Genomic DNA, 21986 nt, shown 5'->3' on the forward strand with positions numbered 1-21986 from the left:
TGTCAGGGAGGGGAGACGCCGAACCCGGCCTATGCGTCCGAGAACAGCCGTTCGAGCAGCGCGCCGTGCGGGGCGATGAGCTGTTCCTCGGCGAAGCGGCCCTGTTCGACCGCCAGTCGGGCGCGTTCCTCGCGGTCGTAGACGATGCGGGTCAGCGAATAATCCTGCCACGTCAGGCTGGGGCGATAGCATTCCGCCGCGACCGAATTGGCGTTGTAGATTTCGGGGCGATAGATTTTCTGGAACGTCTCCATCGTCGCGACCGTGCTGGCGAGTTCGAGGTTGGTGTAATCGCCGACCAGATCGCCGCTGTGATAGAAGGCGAGCGGCGCGACCGCGTGTGGCGGCATGAAATAGCGCGCCTTCAGCCCCATCTTGGCGAAATAGGCATCGGTCGGCGACGACCGGTCGTTGCGATATTCGACCCCCAGGATCGGATGGACGTTGGCGCTGCGGTGATACACCTCGCGGCTCGATACGCTGAGGCAGATGACCGGCGGCTTGGCGAACCGCTCGCGATAGGCCGCCGAGTGCAGGAACAGCTTGAACAGCTTGCCGTGCAGTTCGCCGAAGCGCACCGGCGCGCCGCTGCCATGCTGCTTCAGATGGTCGGGCAGCACCACGCTGAAATCATAATCGCGGACATAGGAGGAGAAGTTGTTGCCGACCATGCCGGGCACGCGCTCGCCGCCGACCTTGTCGACGATCGTCGTCTGGAGCACCTCGATCAGCGGAAACGCCCGGTCGCCAGCGCCCTCGTCGATCGTCAGCGCCGCCGACACGATGTCGAGGTCGAGGCCGTAGCGGTCGCCGGCCGGATTGTCCCAGTGCATCAGCGTGTTGAAGCGATTGTCGATCATCGCCAGCGTGTTGCGCAGGTTCTCGCGGCACCGCTCGCCGCGCGCCAGATTGGCGAAATTGGTGGTGATGCGCGTGTTGTCGACGGGGCGATAGTCCTCGTCGAAAGGCATGCTGCTGATCGTGAAACTACACCCGCCGTCGGCCATGACTCACCTGCTTTTGCCGGACGGGGGCGCCGGTGGCAGAACGCGCAGGGCGTGACGCGACCCGGACGGCGATTGCCGCAGAGCCGTGGCGTCGAAGCGCGATCCACCGGAGGAACCCCCGTCCGAGGAACATATGGCGTCGGAGGCAGGTCTCCTGGCTCACGGGTCGACACGGCGGTTCCGGCCTTCCCGGGCTTCGTCAAAAGCCCAGTGACACGAAAAGGAACCGCCGCTCACCGCTTACAGTTGCGGGGGCAGCGCCGGACTTTGCCCCAAGGGACATCACCGGCTTCCCGTCTTAGCCCCGTCGCCATCGCTGGAACGGGGAACCTCGACAGTGGCGTTCAACACCATCGCCCACCGGCTGTCAATGACGATATAAAGATATGTTTATATCGTTGAATGGTCGGGTACGAACCGCTCCCCGCGATAGGTGCGGACCGCGTTGCCGCGCTCCAGTTCGTGGTTGCGCGTCCACAGGGTACGCTGGTCGCTGGCGTCGCGGTCGTCGCGCAGCGCGTCGAACAGCAAAGCGAGTTTCAGCCGGGCGATCCTGCGGTTGGCGAACTGGGATCGCTGCTCCTGCGAAAAGGCGGTGAGGCCGGTCGGGCCATGGGTGGCGCGCACCGCACTGTCGGTCTTGTTGACATGCTGGCCGCCCGGCCCCGATGCGCGCAGCGTCTGGTAGCGGATGTCGGCGTCGCGCAGCGCCGACACGTCGCCCTCCTGCGGCGCGCGGGTCGCGGCGACGAACCAGTTGCGCCGCCGGTGGAGCGGGCGAAGCGTACTGGTCCCGACCCAGCGGATCGTGCCGCACCGCGCGGCGACGAACGCTTCCGCGCCGTCGCCCGCCACCCGCAACAGGACCGACGCGGCGGCATCGCCGACCGGCTCGACCGGTTCGCAGGTCACGCCCGCCCCCGCCGCCTCGCGCGTCCAGACCCGGACCAGTCGGCCGACGACCCATTCGCACTCCGCCGGCCCCTGACCGGCGGAGAGGTGCAGGATGATCTCGCTCATGCGCGCCTCGTCTTGTAGGTGAGCAGCGGGCGGAGCGTGGCGACCGGTTCGACCAGTCCGGCATCGGTCAGGTCGCGCACCACCTGATGGATGTCCTTGTACGCCTGCGGGGCCTCCTCATAGATCAGGTCGCGATCCTCGCAGATGACGCGGCTGCCCAATTTGGTCCGTTCGAGGTCGGCGATGCGGAAGCGGCCCGACAATCTGCCGCGCGCCTCGCTCCGGCTCCATTTGCGGCCGGCGCCATGCGCCAGCGAATGAAGCGCCTCGCCCGCACGGGCATCGATCGGCCGGACGAGATAGGTCAGGTCGCCGCGCGATCCGGGGATGACGATCATCCCCCGATCGGCGGGTGCCGCGCCCTTGCGGTGGAGCCACCCGCCCCGATACGGCGTGACGCTGTTGTGGCAGATGTCGAGCAGGCGCACGCCGTCGCCGCCGATCCGGTCGAGGAACCGTTCGGCGATGGCCGCGCGGTTCAGGATCGCCCAGCGTATCGCATCGTCATGCGCCGCCAGATAGGCATCGCCCGCCGCCTCGCCCGCGATCAGCCCGGCGACATTGTGGCGGGCGCGGTGATTGTCGAGGATCGCCTGGCCCAGCCCGCGCGATCCGCTGTGGACCATCAGATGGACCGCAGCGGTATCGAGCGGCGCGTCGGCGACGAACGTCTGTTCGACGCGCAGCAGCTCGGCGAAGTGATTGCCGCCGCCGATCGTGCCCAGCGCCTCGCCGGCGATCACCGGCAGCCCCGCCGCCGCCAACCGCTCGGCGGCATCGGGCAGGGGGGTCTCCAGCCCGTGCAGCTTGCGCTCGACGGTGTCGGGACGGAATTTGCGCAGGGTGAGCGAGGTCGCCCACAATCCCATGCCGCAGCCGATGTCGCTGCCGACCAGATGCGGATAGACGTACGCCCGCGACCAGAAGGCGGCGCCGACCGCGATGCCGCGCCCGGCATGCAGGTCGGGCAGGCCGACGATGGCATCGATGCCGGGCAGGGTGGCGGTGTGGTGAAGCTGGTCGATCGCCGCCTGTTCGATCCAGCTATCGGACGAGGCGATGACGCGGATGGTCGTCGAAGAAGCCGTGGCGTCGTCGCCACCGCTGGAAATCAGGCGATCGTGATCGCCCGTGGGGGAAGTGCCCATGTCGTATGTTCCGGAACCCGGGGAGTGAGAATGGCGATGGGTGCGGTCGCTGCGCGCATGGCTTCACTCCTTATGTTCGGGTTGGAAAACGAGGTTGTCCGATAGCGCGGTCGTGGCGGCGTTGCAACCGTGCGGGTCGGGATTGTCACGCCGGCAGGGCGACCGCGTCGAAGCGCGACAGCGCGAAACCGGCAAGGTCGATCGCGTCCGCCTCGCCCGCCAGGCGCTGGGCGATCGCTTCGCCGATCGCCGCCGAATGTTTGAAGCCATGCCCCGAACAGGGAGAGGCGACCAGCACCCGGTCCATCGCTGGATGGCCGCCGATCGCGAAATGCGCGTCGGGCGACTGGGTATACAGGCAGGTCGCGGATCGCGCGGCATCGGCGCGCACCCCGCGCAGCCGCCCGGCGACATGCCCGGCGTACATCGCCGCCGCCTCGTCGGGACCGGCGGTGCGGTGCATCGTGTCGGGGGTCACGCGGACCGGGGGTTGTTCGTTGGCGGTCTTGATCGTGCAGCCGCCGTCGATCGAGGGAAAGCCATAGAAGTCGCGCGTCCGGTCGGCATGCGACCAGATGAAGGTCGGCCCGTCCGCCCATGCCGCCGCCAGCGCCGGCACCGGATCGAGCGGAAACCAGTGCATCACCTGCCGCGTCGGGGTGAGCAGCGAGGCGAACGGCTCCCCCAGCAACGCGCCGGCCCAGCTTCCCGCCGCGACCACCACCTGCGCGGCGGTGATGCGTTCGCCCCCGGCCAGTTCGATGGCGACGCCGCCGGTGACCGGGTCCAGCGCCACCGCCGTCTCGCCGAAGCGGCAGAGGCCGCCCGCCGCCCGCGCCAGCATCAGGTTGGTCGCGATGCAGCGTTCGACATGGAGATAGCCGCCGCCCGGTTCGAAACAGCCATGGTCGGCGTCGCCCGCCGCGAAATGGGGAAAGCGGTGGCGGATGGCGTCGGCGTCGAGCTGTTCATGGTCGATGTCGAACCGTTCGGCGGCGGCGATCGTGCGGCCGAGGAAGCTGTCCGCCGCCCGGCCACCGCCTTCGGCCAGCACGAGGCAACCCGATGCGGTCAGCAACGTGCGGCCGGTGCGCGCCTCCAGATCGCGCCAGATCGCATGGCTGCGCAGGGCGAGCGGGACATAGGCCAGCCCCTCGCCGATCGCGCGGCGGGTGATCCGCGTCTCGCCGTGCGACGATCCCCAGATGTGCGGCGGCACGAACCGGTCGATGCCGACGCAGTCGAGCCCGCGTTCGGCCGACTGCAACAGCGTCGCGCTGCCGACCGCGCCCAGCCCGATGATCGCGACGTCGAACCGGTTCGCCATGACGATCAGTAGCTGTAGCCGACCGACAGGCCGATGGTGCGCGGGGTGATGACGCTGATCGCGGTGCCGCTCGCCGGGGTCGCGGCGGTGCGATAGGCCGCGCCCAGACGCCCACGCCGGTCGGTCACGTTGCGCGCGAACACCGTGAAGGCCAGCGGGCCGCTGCGCACGCCGCCACGCAGGTCGAGCGTGGCATAGGATGGCAGCACCACCCGCGGCACGCCGGCGCGTGCCTGAAATTCGGCGATGCGCCGGCCGTTGTAGACCGCCGTGCCGCCGATGAAGCCGGTGACGTCGTTGCCCAGCGCCACGTCCTGATCGGCGGCGACCGATCCCGCCCAGCGCGCGCTGTAGGGCAGGCGGTCGCCTTCGGTCCCGAACAGCGCGGCGGTGCGGCCCGCCGGCAGATCGCGGGTCAGCGCGGCATCGGTATAGGCGCCCGTGACCGCGACGGTGCCGCCGTCCCACGGGCGCAGGTCGACGCTCGCCTCCGCGCCACGGCTGCGCGCGCGGCTGCCGTTGGTGTAGAACAGATAGCCGCTGGTCGGGTCGTTCCCCGACAATTGCACGTTGGTCCAGTCGATCCAGAACAGGCTGACGTCGAACCCGATCCGGCGATCGGGGGTCAGCCCCTTCAACCCCAGTTCGTAGTTGGTCGTCCGGTCGCTGTCGAACGACGGCGGCAGGCTGGGCAGGTTGGTGTTGGGGCCGCCGGGGCGATAGCCCGACGCGATCCGGGCATAGGCGGTCAGGTCGCGGCCGATCCGCCAGCGCGGCGACACCAGCCAGGTCGCGGCGGTTTCGCGGAAGCGCTGGACATTGGCGGTGGTGCCGCCGTTGAGTGGTCCCGACAGCGCCTGGCGGTACACCTGCCGGTTTTCCGCCACGCGCCCGCCGAACTGGACGTCGAACGCCGGGGTGAAGTGCCAGGTGAGCGTGCCGAAGGCGGCAAGATCGCGGAAGGTGGACGGGATGTTGCCGGCGTACAGGTTCGCGCTGTCGCCACCGGCGAGCGCGTCGAGGCTTTGCAGCGCGACCGTATCCTCATCGGTGTAGAAACCGCCGACCAGCCAGTCGATCGTGCCGCCGGGCTGCGAGGCGAGGCGCACTTCCTGCGTCCATTTGTCGGTGTTGATCGTGTTGCTCAGGATCGCGCGGCGACCGGGATAGCCGAAGCGGGTCAGCACGGCGGCGAACCGGTCGGTCGAATCGGTCGGCGTGTTGTAGCGGCTTTCGCCATAGCCGGTGATCGAGGTTAGCTCGACCCCGCCCAGATCCCATGCGACCCGCCCCTGGTACAGCCGGTTGCGCACCGCATAGGGCACCGGCCGCGCCGACAGCGGCGCTGCCCAGCGGCCGAACGGCGACGATCCGTTGCCGGCAAGGAAGACGGTCGGCGCGTCGGTGCCCGACAGGTCCTGCGTCAATGCCTGCACGGTGATGGTCAGCGCATCGACCGGCCGGGCGAACAGCGCGACACGGCCGCCCCACACCCGCCCGCTATTGGCGTCGTCGACCCGCGACAGCGTGTTGTCGATGAACCCCGGGTCCTGCCGGTAGAAGCCGTTGACGCGTACCGCCACCCGGTCCGCGACGATCGGCAGGTTCACCGATCCGCGCGCGAAGGCGCCATCGTCGCCATGCGCGATCGATTGGCCGCCGAATTCGAACGCGGCGCGGGTGCGCGACGGATCGGGGGTGGCGGTGACGTATTTGATGAGCCCGCCCAGATTGTTCGCGCCGTACAGCGTCCCCTGCGGCCCGCGCAGCACCTCGACCCGCTCAAGGTTCGACGGATCGAGATCGGGGGTCAGCCGGTCGCCATAGCCGGCGAAGGACGACGATCCGAACGGGGTATCGTCGACGGTGGTCGACACCGTCGGATTGGCCCCGCGCCCGGTGGTGATGCCGCGCAGCGCGACCGTGGTGAAGCCGCCGCCGCCGGTGTAGCTGAGCCCGGGCACCCGATCGAAATAGTCGCGAAGCTGGGTCAGATTCTGCCGCGTCAGGTCGGTGGCGTCGATCGCCGTCACCGATACCGGCACGTCGATCAGCCGTTCGACCCGCTTCTGCGCGGTGACGACGATGTCGCCGGGCGCATCGGCGGTATCGGTCACGGGCGCGGGGTCGGCGGCCTGCGCCTGCGCCACGCCGCTCCACCCCGCCACCGCGATGATCGCACCCAGCGCGACGCCATTTTTCCCGATGTTTCGCATAGCCCACCCCGTCGTTACCATTGCACCGCCAGCAGAACAATACACAGGTGTATCGTCAACGCATACGAATGTGATGGGGATTAAAGCTTAGCTATTCGCCGGTTTTGGCATCTGCGATACATCTGTGTATCGTCGCGCCGATGAAAGCCATGGCGGTCCCCGGTTCGACACGCGCCCACCCGTTCCGGTTCTGGACGGGGCTGGCACCGCGCGACTGGGCGGCGGTCGCGGTCGCGCTGATCGCCGTGACCCTGCCCGACGTCATGCCGGTGATGGTCGCCGCGTTGCAGCGGCAGTTCGGCATCGGGCCGGAGGCGGCGGGGGCGGTCGTCTCGGCGAACATGGGCGGCATCCTGCTGGCCACCGCCTTCGCGCCGTTGCTGCTGGCGCGTGCCCGCGAACGCACGCTGCTGCACGCCGGGCTGGCGGTGATGGTCGCGGGCAATATCGCGACGATCTTCGTCACCGATTACGGGGTGCTGATCGGCGTGCGCGCGCTGTCGGGGCTGGGCGAGGGGCTGGCCTGTGCCGTCGCCTATGGGCTGATGGCGCGGTCGGCGCGGCCGGGGGTGTCGGTCAGCCTGTATGCCGCCGGGCAGAATGTGATCGCGGCGGGCGGCATGGCGATATTGACGCTGATGATGGCGGCGCACGGCCCGGCGATCTTCTATATCGCGGTATCGGTCGTCGCGCTGCCCGCGCTGCTGCTGGTGCCGATCGCGACGCGCGACGCCCCGCCCCGCGCGGTCGCCAGCCTGCGCCGGCCGGTGCCGGCGGCCGGCATCGCGCCGCTGGTCGCCATCTTCCTCGTCTTTACCGGCATGGGGCTGAGCTGGACCTTCCTCGAACGGATCGGCAGCGCGCACGGGCTGGCGGCGGCGGGCATCGCGACGCTGCTGTCGCTGGCGGCCTCGGCCGGGATGGTCGGTCCGCTGCTGGCGGCGCTGGTCGCCGACGCCCTGCGCGTTCGCCCGGTGTTGCTGGCGGTGGCCGGGGCGGTGGTGCTGGCGGCGATCGGGCTGGGCATCGGCGGCGGCGCGGTGGTGACGATCGCCGCCGCCTGCCTGCTGCGCTTCACCTGGGCGTTCGTCTATCCGTTCCTGTTCCGGCTGATGGCCGAACGCGAGCCGAGCGGCCGTGCCGCCACCGTCACCCCGCTGGCGACGGCGGCGGCATCGACGGTCGCGCCGGTGCTGGGCGGCGCGCTGCTCGAACGGGTCGGGCTGGGCGCGTTGCTTGGCGGGTCGGCGGCGCTGGTGTTGGCCGGACTGCTGCTGGCGTTGTGGATCGCGCCGCACGCCCGAAAGCCCGCCGCATGACCGATGCCCCATGGTCGCACGACCTGCCCTGGCCCGGCGACCTGCCGCCGTTCGATCCGTTCGACCCCGCGATCCAGGCCGATCCGTATCGCCATTATGCGTGGTTGCGCGCCCATGCCCCGGTGGTGCGCGCCGGGCGGGCCGATGCGCCGCTCTACCTCGTCAGCCGCTATGACGACGTCCTTGCCGGGTTGAAGGATGCGACGGCGTTCGTCTCCGCCCCGCCCGGCGGCGCGATCATTCCGGGGCTGCTGCTGATGCTCGATCCGCCGCTGCATGGACCGATGCGACAGACGATCAGCCGGGCGTTCAGCCCGCGCGCGGTGAACGCGATCGAGGATGCGGTGCGGACGCTGGTCGCGACCCACTGGGACCGGTTCCTTGCCGCTGGCGGCGGCGATGCGGCGGCCGGCTTCGCGACGCCGCTGACGATGGGCGTCATCGCGACCGTGCTGGGCATCACCATCGACGATGCCGCGCGGATGCGCGACTGGACCAATTCGGCGGTCGATTTCATCGCCACCCGCATCCGGGGCGTCGTCAATCCCGATGCCAGCGTCGACAGCTATGCCGCCATGCGCGCGTTCATGGCCGATGCGATGGACCGCGCCGTCGCCGATCGCGCCGCCGGGCGCCGCCGCGATACGGTGATCGACGCGCTGGCCGCGCTGCGCGACGAAGGGGCACTGACCGCCGATGAGGCGGATGGGTTCGCCTGCCTGTTGTTCATGGCGGGGCATGAGACGACCACGCTGTTGTCGGTCAATTGCCTCGACCAGTTGGCGCGCGATCCGGCCGCGCTGTGGTGGTTGCGGGCGGGGGGCAGCCCGGCGGCGTTCGTCGACGAGATGCTGCGCCATCGCCCCTCGGTCCACCGCGTCACCCGCTATGCCGCGCGGGCGACGACGATCGCGGGATGCGCCGTGCCGGCCGGTGCGCCGGTCCGCTTCCTGATCGCGTCGGCCAACCGCGACGCGGCGCGCTTTCCCGATCCCGACCGCTTCGACCCCGACCGTCGCGGGGCACCGCATGCCGGGTTCGGCTTCGGCATGCACATCTGCATGGGATCGTGGCTCGCCCGCCTCGAACTGCGGCTGATGCTGGCGCATATCGCGGCGACCACCGCCACCATCGCCGTGAGCGGCCGGCGGGTACCGGTGGAGGGCGGGGCGTTCGCGACCAGCGGTCTGACTCGCCTCGACCTGTCGGTCATCCGGCGGTCTGCGTGACCCCGCCCAGCGGGCCGGTCAGCGCCCGGATGTAGAGCGGGGTCAGCTCGGCCCGGCGGGCGTCGTCGCGCTGCGCATCCAGCGCATAATAACCGACCTGATGATAATAGGTGATGCGCGCGCGCACCAGCGCCTCGTCCGCGCCATAGCCATAGTCGAGGAACAGGCGGCACAGCGCGCCGATCCGTTCGTCGTCCACCGCATGGACGACCGCCCGCACCGCCGCATCGCCGCGCGCCCATTCGCGCACCGCCGCGTCATAGGCCGAGCTGAACCCGTGTTCGTCGACCCACAGCCCCGCCAGTCGCGCGAACCGCGCGTCGGGATCGCCCGGCCCATCCAGCGCCGCCAGCATCGGCGCGGTGTTCGTCTCGCGCCAGTCGTCGAGCAATGCCTGAAGCAGTTCGGCATGGCTGCTGAAGCGCCAGTAGAAGCCGCCGCGCGTCACCCCGCATTCGCGCGCGAGGCGATCGATCTTCACGGCATGGATGCCGTCGCGGATCAACGTCGCCCGCGCCGCCTCCAGCCAGGCGCGCGTGGACAGTTTTGCGGCGGGGGCCAGGGCGTCGGTCATCCGCCTCTCCAACCCGCTTTCGACCCGCATCTCAAGGGCATCGCCGCAAAACCCGCTCTTTCGCGCCTTTTCGGACAGTCGCTCAGGCCTGGGTCGGGGTGGGATCGTCGTCCGGGATCGGCATCGCGATCGATTCGTCCTCGGCACCCTCTTCGAGCGCCGCCTGCAGTTTGGCGATCTCCAGATCGGCGACGCCGCTGCCCGTCGGTTGGATCGGCAGGTCGGCGGGGGACGCAATGTCATGGTCGGATCGGGTGGTGTCGGTCATGGCCTGCTCCTGATGAAGCGGCTTCAACGCGCCAGCGCTCAAACGGGCGCAGCGACCGAAGCGAAAATCGGCGGTTCAGGCCGGCGGGGCGGCGGGCGATCGGCGCGACCGGATTTTCAGGAAGACAAGCCCGCACACCATCCAGACGAGCAGCAGGGCATAGGGCCGCCAGTCGGTTTCCAGACCGGCGAAGATCAGCAGGAACGCGCTGGCCGCGCCGCCATAGCCCGCGATCCGCAGGCGCCGCCGGCCCGGTTTGAAGGCGGCCGCGTCGTAGATGTCGGGATGGCGCTCCGCCACCCGGGCGGCGGCGACACAGATGCTGCCGTATTTCAGCAGGTTCGGGATGTTCACCGCGAGGAAGAGAAACGTCAGCTCCATCGGCAGCAGCAGGCCGACGCAGCCCAGAGCGAACACCGTGACCAGCGCGACATGCGGCGTCTGCCAGCGCAGATGGACCCGCCCCAGCGCCGATGGCAGCATGCCCGAAACGCCCATGGCGTACAGGCTGCGGCTGAACATCGCGAACAGCGCGTTGAGCGACTTGCCGATCGACAGCACCGCCGCCAGCACCACCAGCGGCGTCGCCCATGGCCCCATGAACCGCTTCGCCGCATCGAGGATCGGCGCGTCGCTCGCCCCCAGCGCATCGCCGCCGAGCACCCCCAGCGCGACGAAGCCGACCGCGAGATACAGCAACGTCGCCGACCCGATCGACAGCGCGATGCCGAGCGGAATCGTCCGGCGGCTGTCGGCGACCTCGGCCCCCGCTTCGGTCGCGGCCTCGATCCCGAAGAACAGGCCCATCAGCAACGGGGTCGCGGCGATCATGCCGGTGACGCCGTGCGGGAACAACGGCTGCAGCCGCGCGACATCTACCCCGCGCGACGCTCCCCACGCCACGAACACCGCGAACAGCAGCAGCATGCCGACCAGCAGGACCTTCTGCACCCGTGTCGCGATGTGCATCCCGAACAGGTTGGCGACCAGCGCGAGCGCCAGCAGCGCGAGCATCGTCGGTTTGGTCGGGAGCGGCACCAGCATCGACGCATAGCGCACCAGCACCAGCGCCAGCACGACGATCGCGCCGACATTGGCGACGATCCGCGCCCATCCGATGCAGAAGCCCCAGGTGGGATGGAGGAACCGCGCGGGCCACACGAACGACGCGCCCGAGGCCGGACAGGCCGAACCGAGAAAGGCATAGCTGACCGCGATGAGATACATCGGCAGCGCGGCGATGAGTGCGGAAAACAGCATCGCCGGCCCTGCGATTTTCGCGGCGGGGGCGATCGCCGAGAAGATCGACACGCCGACCGCGGTGCCGAGGCCGAGCGCCACCACGCCCCACAGATCGATGCGCCGGGCGAGCGTCGCGTCGCTCAACGCGCTGCCCCCGCCGTGATGAAAGCGCGCAGGTCGCGCATCAGCATGGCCCAGCTCGCATCGTCCGAATAGGCGACATGCCCCGCCGGATAGCGCCGGTTGCGGTAGCGGGCGGGGGGCAGGCTGCTCTGCGCGAACAGATAATCCGCCGCGCCGACCGTGGTGGTCAGGTCGTACAGCCCGGTGCCGACGAACAGGCGCAGCGCGGGTTCGGCGGCCATCGCCCGCTCCAGTCGCGCCATGAACGGCCAGTCGTTGAACGGCGAATCGCCCGATCCGTAACGCCAGTCGCCGCCGCCCGGCGCGAGAACGCGGTACGCCGCCGGGTCCGCCACGCCGATCGCCGCCAGTTGCCCGATCACCGCCGTGGCATACAGGTCGGACACGCCCGAAAAGGCATCGGGGCCGACGCTGTCCCCGGCATCGGCGGCACGCGGCGCGGTGTAGCGCGCGTCGTAGCGGCCGAGCACCCGGCCCTTCGCGCGCAGCAGTTCGACGCGGAACCGTTCCTTGGAAATGCGCAGGTCATGCGCGAGATACCACTCGCGCGGAATGCCGGTGAGCGCCGCGAGCCGGGTGGCGACCGCCGCGCGCACCGCCGGATCCAGCGCGCGACCACGGAACAGCGCGGCGAGATAGGCTTCGGCATAGGCCGACGCCTCGCGGGCGCTGCCGTCCGGCGTACAGGGCAGCGGGCGGACCCCGTGGTAGCAGGCGATCGCCGCCAGCGTCGGCAACGCCACCGGATAGGTGACGACATTGCCCGGCCGCTGCGACGTCTCGATCATGTTCAGCGCCTGCCCCAGCAGCACGACGCCGCGCAGCTTCAGCGCCGGATCCTGTTCGCGCAGCGCATCGACCATCGCGGCGGCGCGGATCGTGCCGTAACTCTCGCCGAGGATGTAGAGCGGCGCGCCGCTGCGCCCGTGCGCCGCCAGCCATGCGCGCGCCGCCTGCGCCACCGCATCGGCATCGCCCTTGACCGAACGATAGAAGCCGGTGTCGGCATCGGCGGCGACGCTTGAAAAGCCGGTGCCCGGTGGATCGAGGAACACCAGATCGGCGATGTCGAGCAGCGTGTCGGGATTGTCGCCGATGGCGGCGGCGGCGGGCAGGGGGGTGGCGGGGTCCTGCGGCACGCGCGCCCGTTTCGGCCCCAGCGCGCCCATGTGGAGATAGGCCGACGCCGCGCCGGGGCCGCCGTTGAACACGAACAGCACCGGCCGGTCGGCCCCGCGCACCGTATAGGAGATATAGCCGGCGGTCGCGTCGGGGTGGCCCGGCCGGCTCGCGACCGGCACCAGTCCGGCCTCGGCGTCATAGGCGATCGTCGCGCCGCGCAGGGGAATCGTGGCGGTGCTGCGCGCCTTGACGGCCGGCGGCGGCAGCGTCTGTGCGACCGCCGTGGCCGCCGTCAACAACGCTGCCAGCGCCAACGCCACCCATCGCATCATTCCCGTTCCTTCCCGCCGCTGTATCGATCGCGATAGCGGATCAGGCCATCGGTCAGCGCCTGCAACCCGTAATCGACATCGGCGGGCGGGCGGGCGAAACCGATGCGGATATGGCCGGGGGCGCCGAAATATTCGCCCGGCGCCACGATCACGCCGCAGCGCTCGGCCAGCCATTCCGAAAACGCCACCGTATCGTCGATCCCGACGAGCCGGGGAAAGGCGATGCAGCCGAACGGCGGCAGCGTGCCCGTCACCAGTCCCGCTTCGCGCCAGTGCGCGTGATAGGATTCCATGATCGGCCGCGCCCGGCGCAGGATGTCGGCGCGATACGCCTCGAACCGGTCGGGCCGTTCGAGCACCAGCGCCGCGACCGCGTGCGACAGGGTGGAAACGCCGAAGTCGATCTCGTCGGCCAGCGCGCGGATGCGATCGATCGTGCCGGGCGCACCGACGATCCACCCGCAGCGCAGCGTGCTGAGCCCGTGCGACTTCGTCAGGCTGTTGATGCTGACGATCGCGTCCGACAGCCGCATCGCCGGCGGCGGGCGCAGCGCCGGATCGATATAATCGGCATAGACCTCGTCGACGATCACCCGCGCGCCGTGCGCCTGCGCCAGCGCGCCGATGGCGGCGAGCGTGGCGGGGGGCACCGCCATCCCCGACGGATTGTGCAGGCTGGACAGCACGATCAGCCGGGTGCGCGGCGTCATCGCGGCGGCGATCGCGGCGGGATCGACCGCGAAGTCGTCGCCCCGCCGCTCGAACCGGTCGACGCCATAGCCATAGGTTTCGGCGATCTTGTGGAACAGGTCGAACCCCGGATTTTCGACCAGTATCCGGTCGCCGGGTTCGAGCAGCGCGCGGTAGATCAGCGACAGCGCGCCGGTCGCGCCGGTCGTACACAGGACCTGCCCGGGCTCGACGCCATAGTGCCGGGCGAGTTGGCCCACGACATAGGGATTGCCGCCGGTGAACGCGCTGGTGTAGCGCGCGGTGATCGTCTCGCCGAAGCCTTGCGCGATGATGTCGCGCAGATGGTCGACCGGTTCGGGCACCGAACTGTCGAACAACCCGACCAGCAGGTTGCGTTCGGCGCGCACCGCGCGGATCACGCGGCGGACCCAGTGCGAATAGGATTCGGACACCCCCGTCGCCGCGACCGGCCCGGTGGGCGGTGGCGGCGCGGATACGGGATCGGTCGGGTCCGGCCGGGTCATCGTCAGGGTCTGCATCCGCTCGTCAGGGGGGTCGCCGGCGCGTCGCCCGGCCATGGCGGCCGGGCGGGCCGTCACTTCAGCTTGATCCGCGCGCCCGCGTAGAAACGGCGGCCGAGGATGTCGCCATAGGCAATCTGCGGATAGGATGGTTCGCGGTCGGTGAGATTGTCGATCCCGAAGCGCAGCGCGATCTGCCCCAGATCGACCTGCGCCGACACGTCGTGGACCACGTTGCTGCGCAGCATCGGATTGGGCACCGTTTCGATCGACGCATTCGGCGCGGCCGCCGTCCGGTCGAGATATTCGAGCTGGTAGGTCAGGCGCAGCGGCCCCTTGGCATAGGCGGCGTTGAACCGGCCGACCCAGCGCGGCGACAGATAGGTGCCGTCGGTGCGGACGAAGGTGGTGCCCGTGACCGAGGTCGTCAGCAACGCGTTGCGCGTCGCCGCGGCACCCAGTTGCAGCCGCCCGAGATCGCCCCCGCCCAGCAGGTCGCCCAAGGCGAACTGATAGTCGACCAGATAGGTCTCGCCGCGATAGCGCACGACCCCGGCGTTGAAGGTGGTGGTGGTGCCGGTGGCGATGGTGCCGCCGGGGCTGACCCCGTCGCTGTTGGCGAGCCGGGTGAAGGCCCCGCATACCGCCGACGACGGGTTGGGATCGTCATAGCAGGCGGCGGCGAAATCGGCGGTCATGAACGATGACAGCCCGTCGGTCAGGTCGATCTCGATCCGGTCGGCGCTGATCGTGAGACCAGGGACGACCCGTGGCTGCAACAGGATACCATAGGTCCAGGTGTTGGAGATTTCGTTGCGCAGCGCGGTGTTGCCGCCGGTGGTGACGATCGCGCGCGGGAAATTCTCCGACGGGTCCTGGAACCGGGCGAGCCGGGCGGCGGCGCCCAGCCCCGCGCCGGTGCCGTCGGGATCGACGCCATAGCCCGGATTGGCGGTGAACAGCGCAAGGCAGTTGGCGCGGCGCACCGCCGGGTTGGGGCCGCTGGCGATCCGGTCGGCATCGCATGGGTCGAAGCCGACGGAGTTCAGCCCGCTGGCGGTCGGGGCGAGCAACTGGGTAAGCGTCGGCGCGCGGAAATTGCGGCTGCGCGATCCGCGCAGCGTCACGCCCCCGGTCACTTCCCAGCGCAACCCCAGATCCCAGACGTTCTGATGCCCGGCATAGCTGTTGTCGACATAGCGGAACGCGCCCTTGGCCTCCAGCAGCCGGACCAGCGGCAACTGGAAATCCCGGCCGATCAGGGGGACGACGAGTTCGGCCGACAGTTCATCGGTGTTATAGTCGCCCGATTGTGCCACCTCCCGCGCGCCGTTGCCGAAGCTGCCGACGCGATTGGCGGCCAGCGGGTCGAAGGCGGCGCGTTCGTTGCGATGTTCATAGGCGACGCTGAAGTCGGCATCGCCCATCGGCAGCTTCGCCAGCGTGCCGCCCAGCGTCGCGAGCAGATCGACCTGTTCGTTGGTCCAGTCGATGCCGGCGCGGGTGCTGACATAGTCGCGCGCGGCCGCGCCGACATTGCCGTCGCCGAACGGGTTGATCTGCGCGCAGGCGGCATCGTCGTTCGTGGTGATCGCATCGGCGTTGATCGCGCAGACGATCCGCCCGCCGCTCAGCGCCGCGCTGACCGCGTTGCGGAAGCGGGTGTTGACCACCTGCCAGCTACGCTGTGCCCCGTCGACCCGCGCATAGCTGCCGGCGAGCGACCAGTAGAATTCGCGGTCGCCGACATCGAACCCGCCGTCGAGCGCCAGCGCGGCACGATAGGTTTCGGTGCGGGTCGTCTGGTCGGTGGTGGGGGTCAGGTCGTAGAAATATTTCGAGAGATAGAGCGGTGCCCCGGCGGCGAAGCCGGCATTGGCCCCCGCCAGCAGCGTGCGTGCCTGCGTCGACAGGAACGGGTTAGTGATCGTGAAGGAGATCGGGCCGGCATAATTGCCGGCGTTCAGCGTGGTGTAGCTGTTGCCCTGCGGAATTTCGGTGCCCGTCGTGCGGGCATAGAGCAGTTCGCTCGACAGGGTGATACGATCGGTCAGGTCGTAATGGCCGATCAGATTGGCGGTATAGCGCTCGACGCCGGTGCGTAAGCCCGCCAGCGCCTGATACTGGAAACCGTCACCGCCCGATGCGAACGGAATCCCCTGAATCGCGCCGGTGTCGTAGCGCACGACGCTGCCGTCCGGCGCGAATTGCAGCGCGTTGCCGCTGCTGCGCGCGAGGAACTGGGGAACCGGGGCGGGGCGGGTGAAGACCACGCCATTGCGGTTGAACGGCCAGAAGGCGGCGTTGAAGATTTCCTTCACCGCCGGAATCCCGTCCGCCGGGCCGGTGTCGGCCGCGTTGCCGACGGTCAGCCGCCCGCGATTGGACAGCGGACGGGCATCGAACATCAGCGTCGGCGATTTCGAATAGCCCAGATCGATCGCGATGTTGCCGCGTCCGCCGGCGAAGTTCATCCCCGCCGTCGCCCGCAGGCTGGGCGTCGCATAGTCGCCGCGTTCGGAAATGCCGTTCTGCGCATCCAGCACGAGGCCGGAAAAATCCTTCTTCACGATATAGTTGACGACGCCGGCGATCGCATCCGATCCATAGACGGCAGCACCACCACCCTGATACACCTCGACCCGGTCGAGCAGGCCGAGCGGGATGATGTTCGCATCGACGAAGGCGTTGCCCACTCCGTCGCTCGAGCCGATCCCCGATCCGGTCGTGACCATGCGCCGTCCGTTGAACAGCGTGAGCGTGCGGCCGGTGCCGAGGTTGAAGAGATTGGGTGCCTGAAACCCCGGCCCGCTGCTGTCGCCGCTGCCGTTGGCCTGGTTCAGCACCGGTGCGTTCGACGGCAGGTTGTTGAGCGCGTCGGCGGCGGTGACGAAGCCGCGATCGGTGATCGCCTGCGCGGTGATCTCCGCGACCGGCGAGGCCTTGTCCAGCCCGGCGCGGCGGATGCGCGATCCGGTGACGACGATCATGTCGTCGGCGGCGGGGGCGGCATCGGTGGCGATCGACGCTTCGACCGGCTGCTGCGCCCGTGCCGGCAGCGCGGCCAGCGCGGCGAGGATCGCGGTCGATGCCATCAGGCTGCGGACCATTCCGAACTGTACGTGCTGCATGAAGCCCCCTTGCTGTCGTTTGCCCCGGACCGCGCGGCATGGATGCCGTCTGCGGTCCGTCCCTGAGCGGCAGCATAGCGTGAGCGGCGGGGCATTTTTCGGCGTTGCGGCGGGCTTCGCGGCGGCTTCGGGTTCGCAATGATGCGATTATGCCGGTTCGGCGCAAAAATTATGCGCCGTTTCGCAGAAACCCCGCAAGCTCCTTGCCGAACCGCGCCGTTTCGCGTGGGTCCTCATACATCATGTGGCCACCGGCATAGCAGCGCAGGGTGAAGCGACGCGGCAGGTCGCCGGGCAGCGCGGCGACCGTGGCGGCGTTGCCCGCGCAACTGTTGAGCGAATCATACAGGCCGGTCGCGACCCATGCCCGCAGCCGGGGGGCCCTGGCCATCGCCCGCTGGATCCACGGCTGCGACGCGCTGGGCGGACCTTCGCCGGCCATCGCCCGCGCCAGCGACTCTTTCGTGATCGGCGACTGGTCATAGCGCCACTGGCCGCCGACATCGCCCGCCGGGCCGTCGATCCCGGCATAGCGCCCGGCGGTATAGCCCAGCGCCCGGCGGTAGTAGTCGAGGACGACCGCATCGTCCTGCGCCCGCTGCGCCCGCGCGGTCCGGCGCATGTCGAAGATGTCGAGCGTCTTCCCCTCGGCGGCGAGCAGCCGGGTGCGGAAGTCGCGCGGCGAAACCCACAGCGTCGCCGCATCGATCGTCGCGGGATCGAGCCCCTGATAGCGGGCGAGCGCGGCGACGATCGCGGCGCGGCGCGTGGGTGGCGGTGCGGCGGGATCGGCCAGCGCCGGGGCATAGACGGCCTCCGCCCAGCGCTCGACCTCGGCCAGCGTCGCCGCCCGGTCGCGTTGCAGCTCGGGGGCGAGCTTGCCGAGCGCGAGGGCGGTCGCGGTCCGGTTGACCAGCGACAGCGCGCGCCGGCGGTTGGCCTGTCCCTCCTCGCCCAGCGGGATGCCGCCGGAAATCAGTGCGACGCCGGCGACCGGGATGCTCCGCTCGACCAGCGCTTCGGCGACGCCCGAGGCGCGCCACGTGCCGAAGCTTTCGCCGACGAGGTTGATCGGGCTGGCCTCCCGGCGATAGCGCTGGCGGAAATCGCGGACGACATCGGCGGTGACGGCGATGTCGGCGACCGTGCCATAGAAGGCGGCGGCCCGTGCCGGATCGATGGCGTGGCTGAAACCGGTGCCGACCGGATCGACGAACACCAGATCGGTGGCGGCGAGCGGACTGTCCGGGTTGTCGATGAGCGCGCCGTCCCGCAGGACGCGCGGCCCGATCGCGTGGAACTGGAGCGTGCGCGAATCCGCGCCGGGGCCGCCGTTCCACACGAAGCTGAGCGGGCGGCGCGGCGTACCGGGGACCAGATAGGCGGTATAGACGATCCGCGCCTGCGCCGTGCCGATGCGGACCGGCAGCGCGCCGACGCAGGCGACATAGCCAAGGGTGCGTCCCGCGATGCGCGCGCTGTGCCGCGTCTCGACCGCGTCGGGCGCGCAGGTCCGCGCGGCGGCGGGCGCGGCGGCCATGGCCAGAATCATGCCCGTCAAAGCCCATCGGATCATCGCGACACTCCCTTTGTCCGCCGGGGTAGCGGCAATCCGGCGGCAGGATTATGCACAGATCGCGCGTGGCGATCGACCGGCGGCCGGGGCGGTCGATCGACCGGCCGCAGGACGCAAGATTTATGCGGGCCGCCCGCGCTAGGCTGTGGCACGAACGGGTGGAGACGGCGGTGGTCGACGGGGTGACGCGGCGCGGAGTGCTGGCAGGCGGGGCGATGCTGCCGCTGGCGGCGCGCGGCATGGCCGCACCAGCGCCGACCCTGCCCGACCGCGCGAGCTTCGCGGCCATGCCCGGAACCTATCTCGACAGCGGGACGATGCACCCGGTGCCGATCGGTGCGCGCGATGCGGCGCGGGCGTATCTCGACCAGCGCGCGACGATGGACGGCTATTTCCCGACCGATGCGGTCGAGGGGCGGGTAAAGGCGAATTTCGCGCGGCTCATCAACGCGACCCCGGCCGAGATCGCGTTCGTCCAGAGCACGACGGCGGGCGAACAGGCGGTACTCGACGCGCTCGGCTTTCCCACGGAGAAGGGGCGGATCGTCACCGACACGCTGCATTTCTTCGGGTCGTTCTATCTCTATCAGGAACTGGCGCGACAGGGGGTGGAGGTCGTGTGGCTGCGGCCGCGCGCCAACCGCATCGCGATCGACGACATCGAACGCGCGATCGTCCCCGGCACGCGCCTCGTCGCGCTGTCGCTGGTATCGACCTACAACGGGTTCGAACACGACCTGAAACGGGTGTGCGAGATCGCGCATGCGAAGGGCGCGCTGGTCTATGCCGACATCATCCATGCCGCCGGCACGGTGCCGATCGACGTACGTGCCAGCAACGTCGATTTCGCCGCCTGCGCCAGCTATAAATGGCTGATGGGCGATTTCGGGCTGGGCTTTCTCTATGTCCGCGCCGACCTGCACGACCGGCTGCGGCGGACGCGGTATGGCTATTACCAGCTCGACCGGTTCGACCCGCATGTCTATCCGTTCGATCCCCCCGCGACGAACCCCGACTACCGGATCGCCGACGTGACGCCCCGGCGCGACATGGAGGGGCTGTTCGCGGGCGGCACCCATGCGCATGTCGTGCCGGCGATGCTCGACTGGTCGCTGGAGCATATCCTCGCGCTCGGCGTCGAGCGGATCGCGACGTGGCGTCAGCCGCTGCTGCTGCGGCTGCATGCCGGGCTTGCCAGTCGCGGCTATACCGTCGTGACCCCGCCCGAGAGCCGGACGCCGCTCGTCACCTGCGTGCTGGAGGGCGCGCGCGAACGGCTGTCCGCGCCGCTCAAGGCGGCGAAGGTGCAGATCACCCTGTCGCGCAATCGTTTCCGGGTGAGTCCGTCGGTGTTCAACACCCTCGACGATGTCGAACGGCTGCTCGCCGCGCTGCCGCGCGCCTGAACCTTCAACGAAAGAACCGATGCCGATGCGCCGTCTGATACCCCTCGTCGCGCTGTTGCTCACGCCCGCCACGCTGCCTGCGCAGGACGAGGGGAGCGCGCCGATGTCGCCCGCCTTCCTGCGGGCGATGGAGCCGATGGTGCCGCGCGACACCGCCAGCGCGCGGGTGGTGACGAGGCAGGCTCGCATCACGCTGAACGGTCGCCCCTTCGCCTATCGCGCGATCGTCACCGAACAGCCGATGCCGGGGGCCGACGGTGCGCCGGTCGCGGTGGCGGTGAGCTATGCCTATGTCGCCGACCGCGTGAGCGATCCGGCGAAGCGGCCGGTGCTGTTTCTGTTCAACGGCGGGCCCGGCGCGTCGTCGTCGCCGCTGCATATGCAGGCGTTCGGGCCGCGCCGGATGGTCGGCACCGGCGATGCCGCGCATCTGGAGGACAATCGCTTCACCCTGCTCGACATCGCCGATCTGGTGTTCATCGATCCGGTCGGCACCGGTGCGTCGATGCCGGTCGCGGGCAGGGATGCGTCGCCCTATTTCGGGGTCGGCGGCGATGCGCGCGGGGTGGCGTTGATGATCGAGCGGTGGCTGGCGGCGAACGGGCGGACCGCCTCGCCGGTGCTGCTGGTCGGCGAAAGCTATGGCACCGCCCGCGCGCTGGCGATCCTGAACGAGACGATGGCCGCGAAGAAGCCGCTGCCCGACGGCGTCGTCCTGCTGTCGTCGGCGATCGGCGACAGCGACGGGCCGGTGGTGTCGGACGCGGTGCTGTTCCCCACGCTGGCGGCGGTCGCATGGTATCACGGCGCGGTCGATCGCGCAGGGCAGGGGGTCGCGGCGTGGTATGACGCGGCGCTGCACTTCGCGCAGACCGACTATGCCGCCGCGCTGATGCAGGGCGCGTCGCTGCCGGCGGCGGACAAGGCGCGGATCGCGGCGCGCATGGCGGCGTTCACCGGCCTGCCCATAGCGACGATCATGGCGAAGAACCTGCGGCTCGAACGGCGCGACTTCATGCTCGGGCTGCTGGCGGACAAGGGATTGCGCACGGGCCAACTCGACGGGCGTGCGACCCGCGCGCTGGCCGACAGTCGGTTGCGCCCGCCGTTCGACGATCCGTCGATGTCGCTGGGAATGGGCACCGCCAGCCTGATCGAACGCTATCTGAAGGACGATCTGCGCTACGCGGTGCCCAGCGCCTATCGCAGCCTGAACCTCGGCATCAATTTCAAATGGAGCTGGGACAAGGATTATGGCGGCAGCTACCGCGCGGCGGCGTTCGCGCCGTATCTGACCGCCGCGATGGCGGCGAAGCCGACACTGCGCCTGTTCGCTGCGGGCGGGTATTACGACATCACCACCCCGGTCTATGCCGGGCAGTTCGCGATCGAGCAGCAGGGCGTTCCCGCCGGCCGCGCGACGTTCCGCCGCTATGCCGCCGGCCATTCGGCGTTCGAGGATGTCGACGCGCTGGCCGCGCTGAGCGGCGATCTGCACCGCTTCGTGGAGGAGGTGGTCGCGGCGCGGTGACGCGGGCGACCCCCCATTGGGACCGATCGACATTCCTTCGCGCGTCGTCACCCCGGACTTGTTCCGGGGTCCACCTGGCCGCACATGCGGTCGATCGAGGCTCAAGCTATGCCGATTGGGGTCACTGCACGAAAGTGAAGTTTACGTACGCTAGGATCGAACGAACGGCGAACGCGGACG

General features: G+C 69.7%; 16 protein-coding genes and 1 riboswitch. Of the genes, 4 read left to right on the forward strand and 12 right to left on the reverse strand.

Translation table 11 applies throughout. The annotated features are described in order from the left end of the window. Positions 1–29 precede the first annotated feature (29 nt). The 5 genes from ASE78_RS04255 to ASE78_RS04275 all read right to left on the reverse strand — a co-directional run bounded on the left by ASE78_RS04255 (position 30) and on the right by ASE78_RS04275 (position 6718). A complete protein-coding gene (locus ASE78_RS04255; RefSeq protein WP_056493705.1) occupies positions 30–1007 on the reverse strand; it encodes a putative oxygenase MesX in 978 nt (325 codons plus the stop codon). Between the two features lie 126 nt (positions 1008–1133). Further along, positions 1134–1356, reverse strand: a riboswitch (cobalamin riboswitch). Between the two features lie 41 nt (positions 1357–1397). Further along, the gene (prfH, locus tag ASE78_RS04260; RefSeq protein ID WP_056493708.1) at positions 1398–2027 is read right to left on the reverse strand and encodes a peptide chain release factor H; all 630 of its coding nucleotides are present in this window, start codon (positions 2025–2027) and stop codon (positions 1398–1400) included. Further along, a complete protein-coding gene (locus ASE78_RS04265) occupies positions 2024–3175 on the reverse strand; it encodes an RNA ligase RtcB family protein (protein ID WP_082467003.1) in 1152 nt (383 codons plus the stop codon). Before ASE78_RS04265 ends, prfH begins: the two co-directional genes overlap by 4 nt. A 145-nt stretch (positions 3176–3320) precedes the next feature. Next, positions 3321–4502 (reverse strand): N-methyl-L-tryptophan oxidase, encoded by a 1182-nt coding sequence (solA, locus tag ASE78_RS04270; RefSeq protein ID WP_056493709.1) that lies wholly within the window; start codon positions 4500–4502, stop codon positions 3321–3323. A 5-nt stretch (positions 4503–4507) separates the two neighbouring features. Beyond that, positions 4508–6718, reverse strand: coding sequence for a TonB-dependent receptor (locus tag ASE78_RS04275; protein WP_056493713.1), 2211 nt, complete (start codon positions 6716–6718; stop codon positions 4508–4510). A 140-nt stretch (positions 6719–6858) separates the two neighbouring features. Here ASE78_RS04275 and ASE78_RS04280 point away from each other — a divergent pair, with 140 nt between their 5' ends. Next, a complete protein-coding gene (locus ASE78_RS04280) occupies positions 6859–8037 on the forward strand; it encodes an MFS transporter (RefSeq protein WP_082467005.1) in 1179 nt (392 codons plus the stop codon). Continuing rightward, positions 8034–9266: a cytochrome P450 gene (locus ASE78_RS04285; protein ID WP_056493720.1), complete on the forward strand. Its 1233-nt coding sequence runs from the start codon at positions 8034–8036 to the stop codon at positions 9264–9266. Before ASE78_RS04280 ends, ASE78_RS04285 begins: the two co-directional genes overlap by 4 nt. Here ASE78_RS04285 and ASE78_RS04290 read toward each other — a convergent pair. The 7 genes from ASE78_RS04290 to ASE78_RS04320 form a co-directional block, all read right to left on the reverse strand. Continuing rightward, the gene (locus tag ASE78_RS04290; RefSeq protein WP_056493724.1) at positions 9247–9840 is read right to left on the reverse strand and encodes a TetR/AcrR family transcriptional regulator; all 594 of its coding nucleotides are present in this window, start codon (positions 9838–9840) and stop codon (positions 9247–9249) included. The genes ASE78_RS04285 and ASE78_RS04290 overlap by 20 nt on opposite strands. An 82-nt stretch (positions 9841–9922) precedes the next feature. Further along, positions 9923–10108 carry a hypothetical protein gene (locus tag ASE78_RS18900; protein WP_162236463.1) on the reverse strand — a complete coding sequence of 62 codons (186 nt, stop codon included), beginning with the start codon at positions 10106–10108 and terminating at the stop codon, positions 9923–9925. A 75-nt stretch (positions 10109–10183) separates the two neighbouring features. Then, a complete protein-coding gene (locus ASE78_RS04300; protein WP_056493730.1) occupies positions 10184–11494 on the reverse strand; it encodes an APC family permease in 1311 nt (436 codons plus the stop codon). Then, positions 11491–12948: a S10 family serine carboxypeptidase-like protein gene (locus tag ASE78_RS04305; RefSeq protein WP_056493734.1), complete on the reverse strand. Its 1458-nt coding sequence runs from the start codon at positions 12946–12948 to the stop codon at positions 11491–11493. Before ASE78_RS04305 ends, ASE78_RS04300 begins: the two co-directional genes overlap by 4 nt. Beyond that, a complete protein-coding gene (locus tag ASE78_RS04310; RefSeq protein WP_230771909.1) occupies positions 12945–14240 on the reverse strand; it encodes a pyridoxal phosphate-dependent aminotransferase in 1296 nt (431 codons plus the stop codon). Before ASE78_RS04310 ends, ASE78_RS04305 begins: the two co-directional genes overlap by 4 nt. After that, complete coding sequence (locus ASE78_RS04315) at positions 14237–17293, reverse strand: TonB-dependent receptor domain-containing protein (protein ID WP_056493736.1); 3057 nt, start codon at positions 17291–17293, stop codon at positions 14237–14239. The genes ASE78_RS04310 and ASE78_RS04315 overlap by 4 nt, the downstream gene beginning before the upstream one ends. 169 nt (positions 17294–17462) lie before the next feature. After that, positions 17463–18869, reverse strand: coding sequence for a S10 family serine carboxypeptidase-like protein (locus tag ASE78_RS04320; protein ID WP_156351282.1), 1407 nt, complete (start codon positions 18867–18869; stop codon positions 17463–17465). Between the two features lie 50 nt (positions 18870–18919). Between ASE78_RS04320 and ASE78_RS04330 the strand changes: the two genes are divergently transcribed. Both ASE78_RS04330 and ASE78_RS04335 read left to right on the forward strand, forming a co-directional pair. After that, complete coding sequence (locus tag ASE78_RS04330) at positions 18920–20275, forward strand: aminotransferase class V-fold PLP-dependent enzyme (protein ID WP_235514871.1); 1356 nt, start codon at positions 18920–18922, stop codon at positions 20273–20275. A gap of 19 nt (positions 20276–20294) precedes the next feature. Next, a complete protein-coding gene (locus tag ASE78_RS04335; RefSeq protein WP_235514872.1) occupies positions 20295–21806 on the forward strand; it encodes a S10 family serine carboxypeptidase-like protein in 1512 nt (503 codons plus the stop codon). Positions 21807–21986: the final 180 nt, after the last annotated feature.

The organism is Sphingomonas sp. Leaf25, assembly GCF_001421635.1.
Taxonomy (GTDB): domain Bacteria; phylum Pseudomonadota; class Alphaproteobacteria; order Sphingomonadales; family Sphingomonadaceae; genus Sphingomonas.

Excerpts from the sequence above, each read along its gene's own strand:
- ASE78_RS04265 (WP_082467003.1), bottom strand. The coding sequence starts at position 3,175 with ATGGGCACTTCCCCCACGGGCGATCACGATCGCCTGATTTCCAGCGGT.
- ASE78_RS04280 (WP_082467005.1), top strand. The coding sequence starts at position 6,859 with ATGAAAGCCATGGCGGTCCCCGGTTCGACACGCGCCCACCCGTTCCGG.
- ASE78_RS04320 (WP_156351282.1), bottom strand. The coding sequence starts at position 18,869 with ATGATCCGATGGGCTTTGACGGGCATGATTCTGGCCATGGCCGCCGCG.
- ASE78_RS04275 (WP_056493713.1), bottom strand. The coding sequence starts at position 6,718 with ATGCGAAACATCGGGAAAAATGGCGTCGCGCTGGGTGCGATCATCGCG.
- ASE78_RS04315 (WP_056493736.1), bottom strand. The coding sequence starts at position 17,293 with ATGCAGCACGTACAGTTCGGAATGGTCCGCAGCCTGATGGCATCGACC.
- ASE78_RS18900 (WP_162236463.1), bottom strand. The coding sequence starts at position 10,108 with ATGACCGACACCACCCGATCCGACCATGACATTGCGTCCCCCGCCGAC.
- ASE78_RS04255 (WP_056493705.1), bottom strand. The coding sequence starts at position 1,007 with ATGGCCGACGGCGGGTGTAGTTTCACGATCAGCAGCATGCCTTTCGAC.
- ASE78_RS04290 (WP_056493724.1), bottom strand. The coding sequence starts at position 9,840 with ATGACCGACGCCCTGGCCCCCGCCGCAAAACTGTCCACGCGCGCCTGG.
- prfH (WP_056493708.1), bottom strand. The coding sequence starts at position 2,027 with ATGAGCGAGATCATCCTGCACCTCTCCGCCGGTCAGGGGCCGGCGGAG.
- ASE78_RS04335 (WP_235514872.1), top strand. The coding sequence starts at position 20,295 with ATGCCGATGCGCCGTCTGATACCCCTCGTCGCGCTGTTGCTCACGCCC.
- ASE78_RS04285 (WP_056493720.1), top strand. The coding sequence starts at position 8,034 with ATGACCGATGCCCCATGGTCGCACGACCTGCCCTGGCCCGGCGACCTG.
- ASE78_RS04330 (WP_235514871.1), top strand. The coding sequence starts at position 18,920 with ATGCACAGATCGCGCGTGGCGATCGACCGGCGGCCGGGGCGGTCGATC.
- ASE78_RS04305 (WP_056493734.1), bottom strand. The coding sequence starts at position 12,948 with ATGATGCGATGGGTGGCGTTGGCGCTGGCAGCGTTGTTGACGGCGGCC.
- solA (WP_056493709.1), bottom strand. The coding sequence starts at position 4,502 with ATGGCGAACCGGTTCGACGTCGCGATCATCGGGCTGGGCGCGGTCGGC.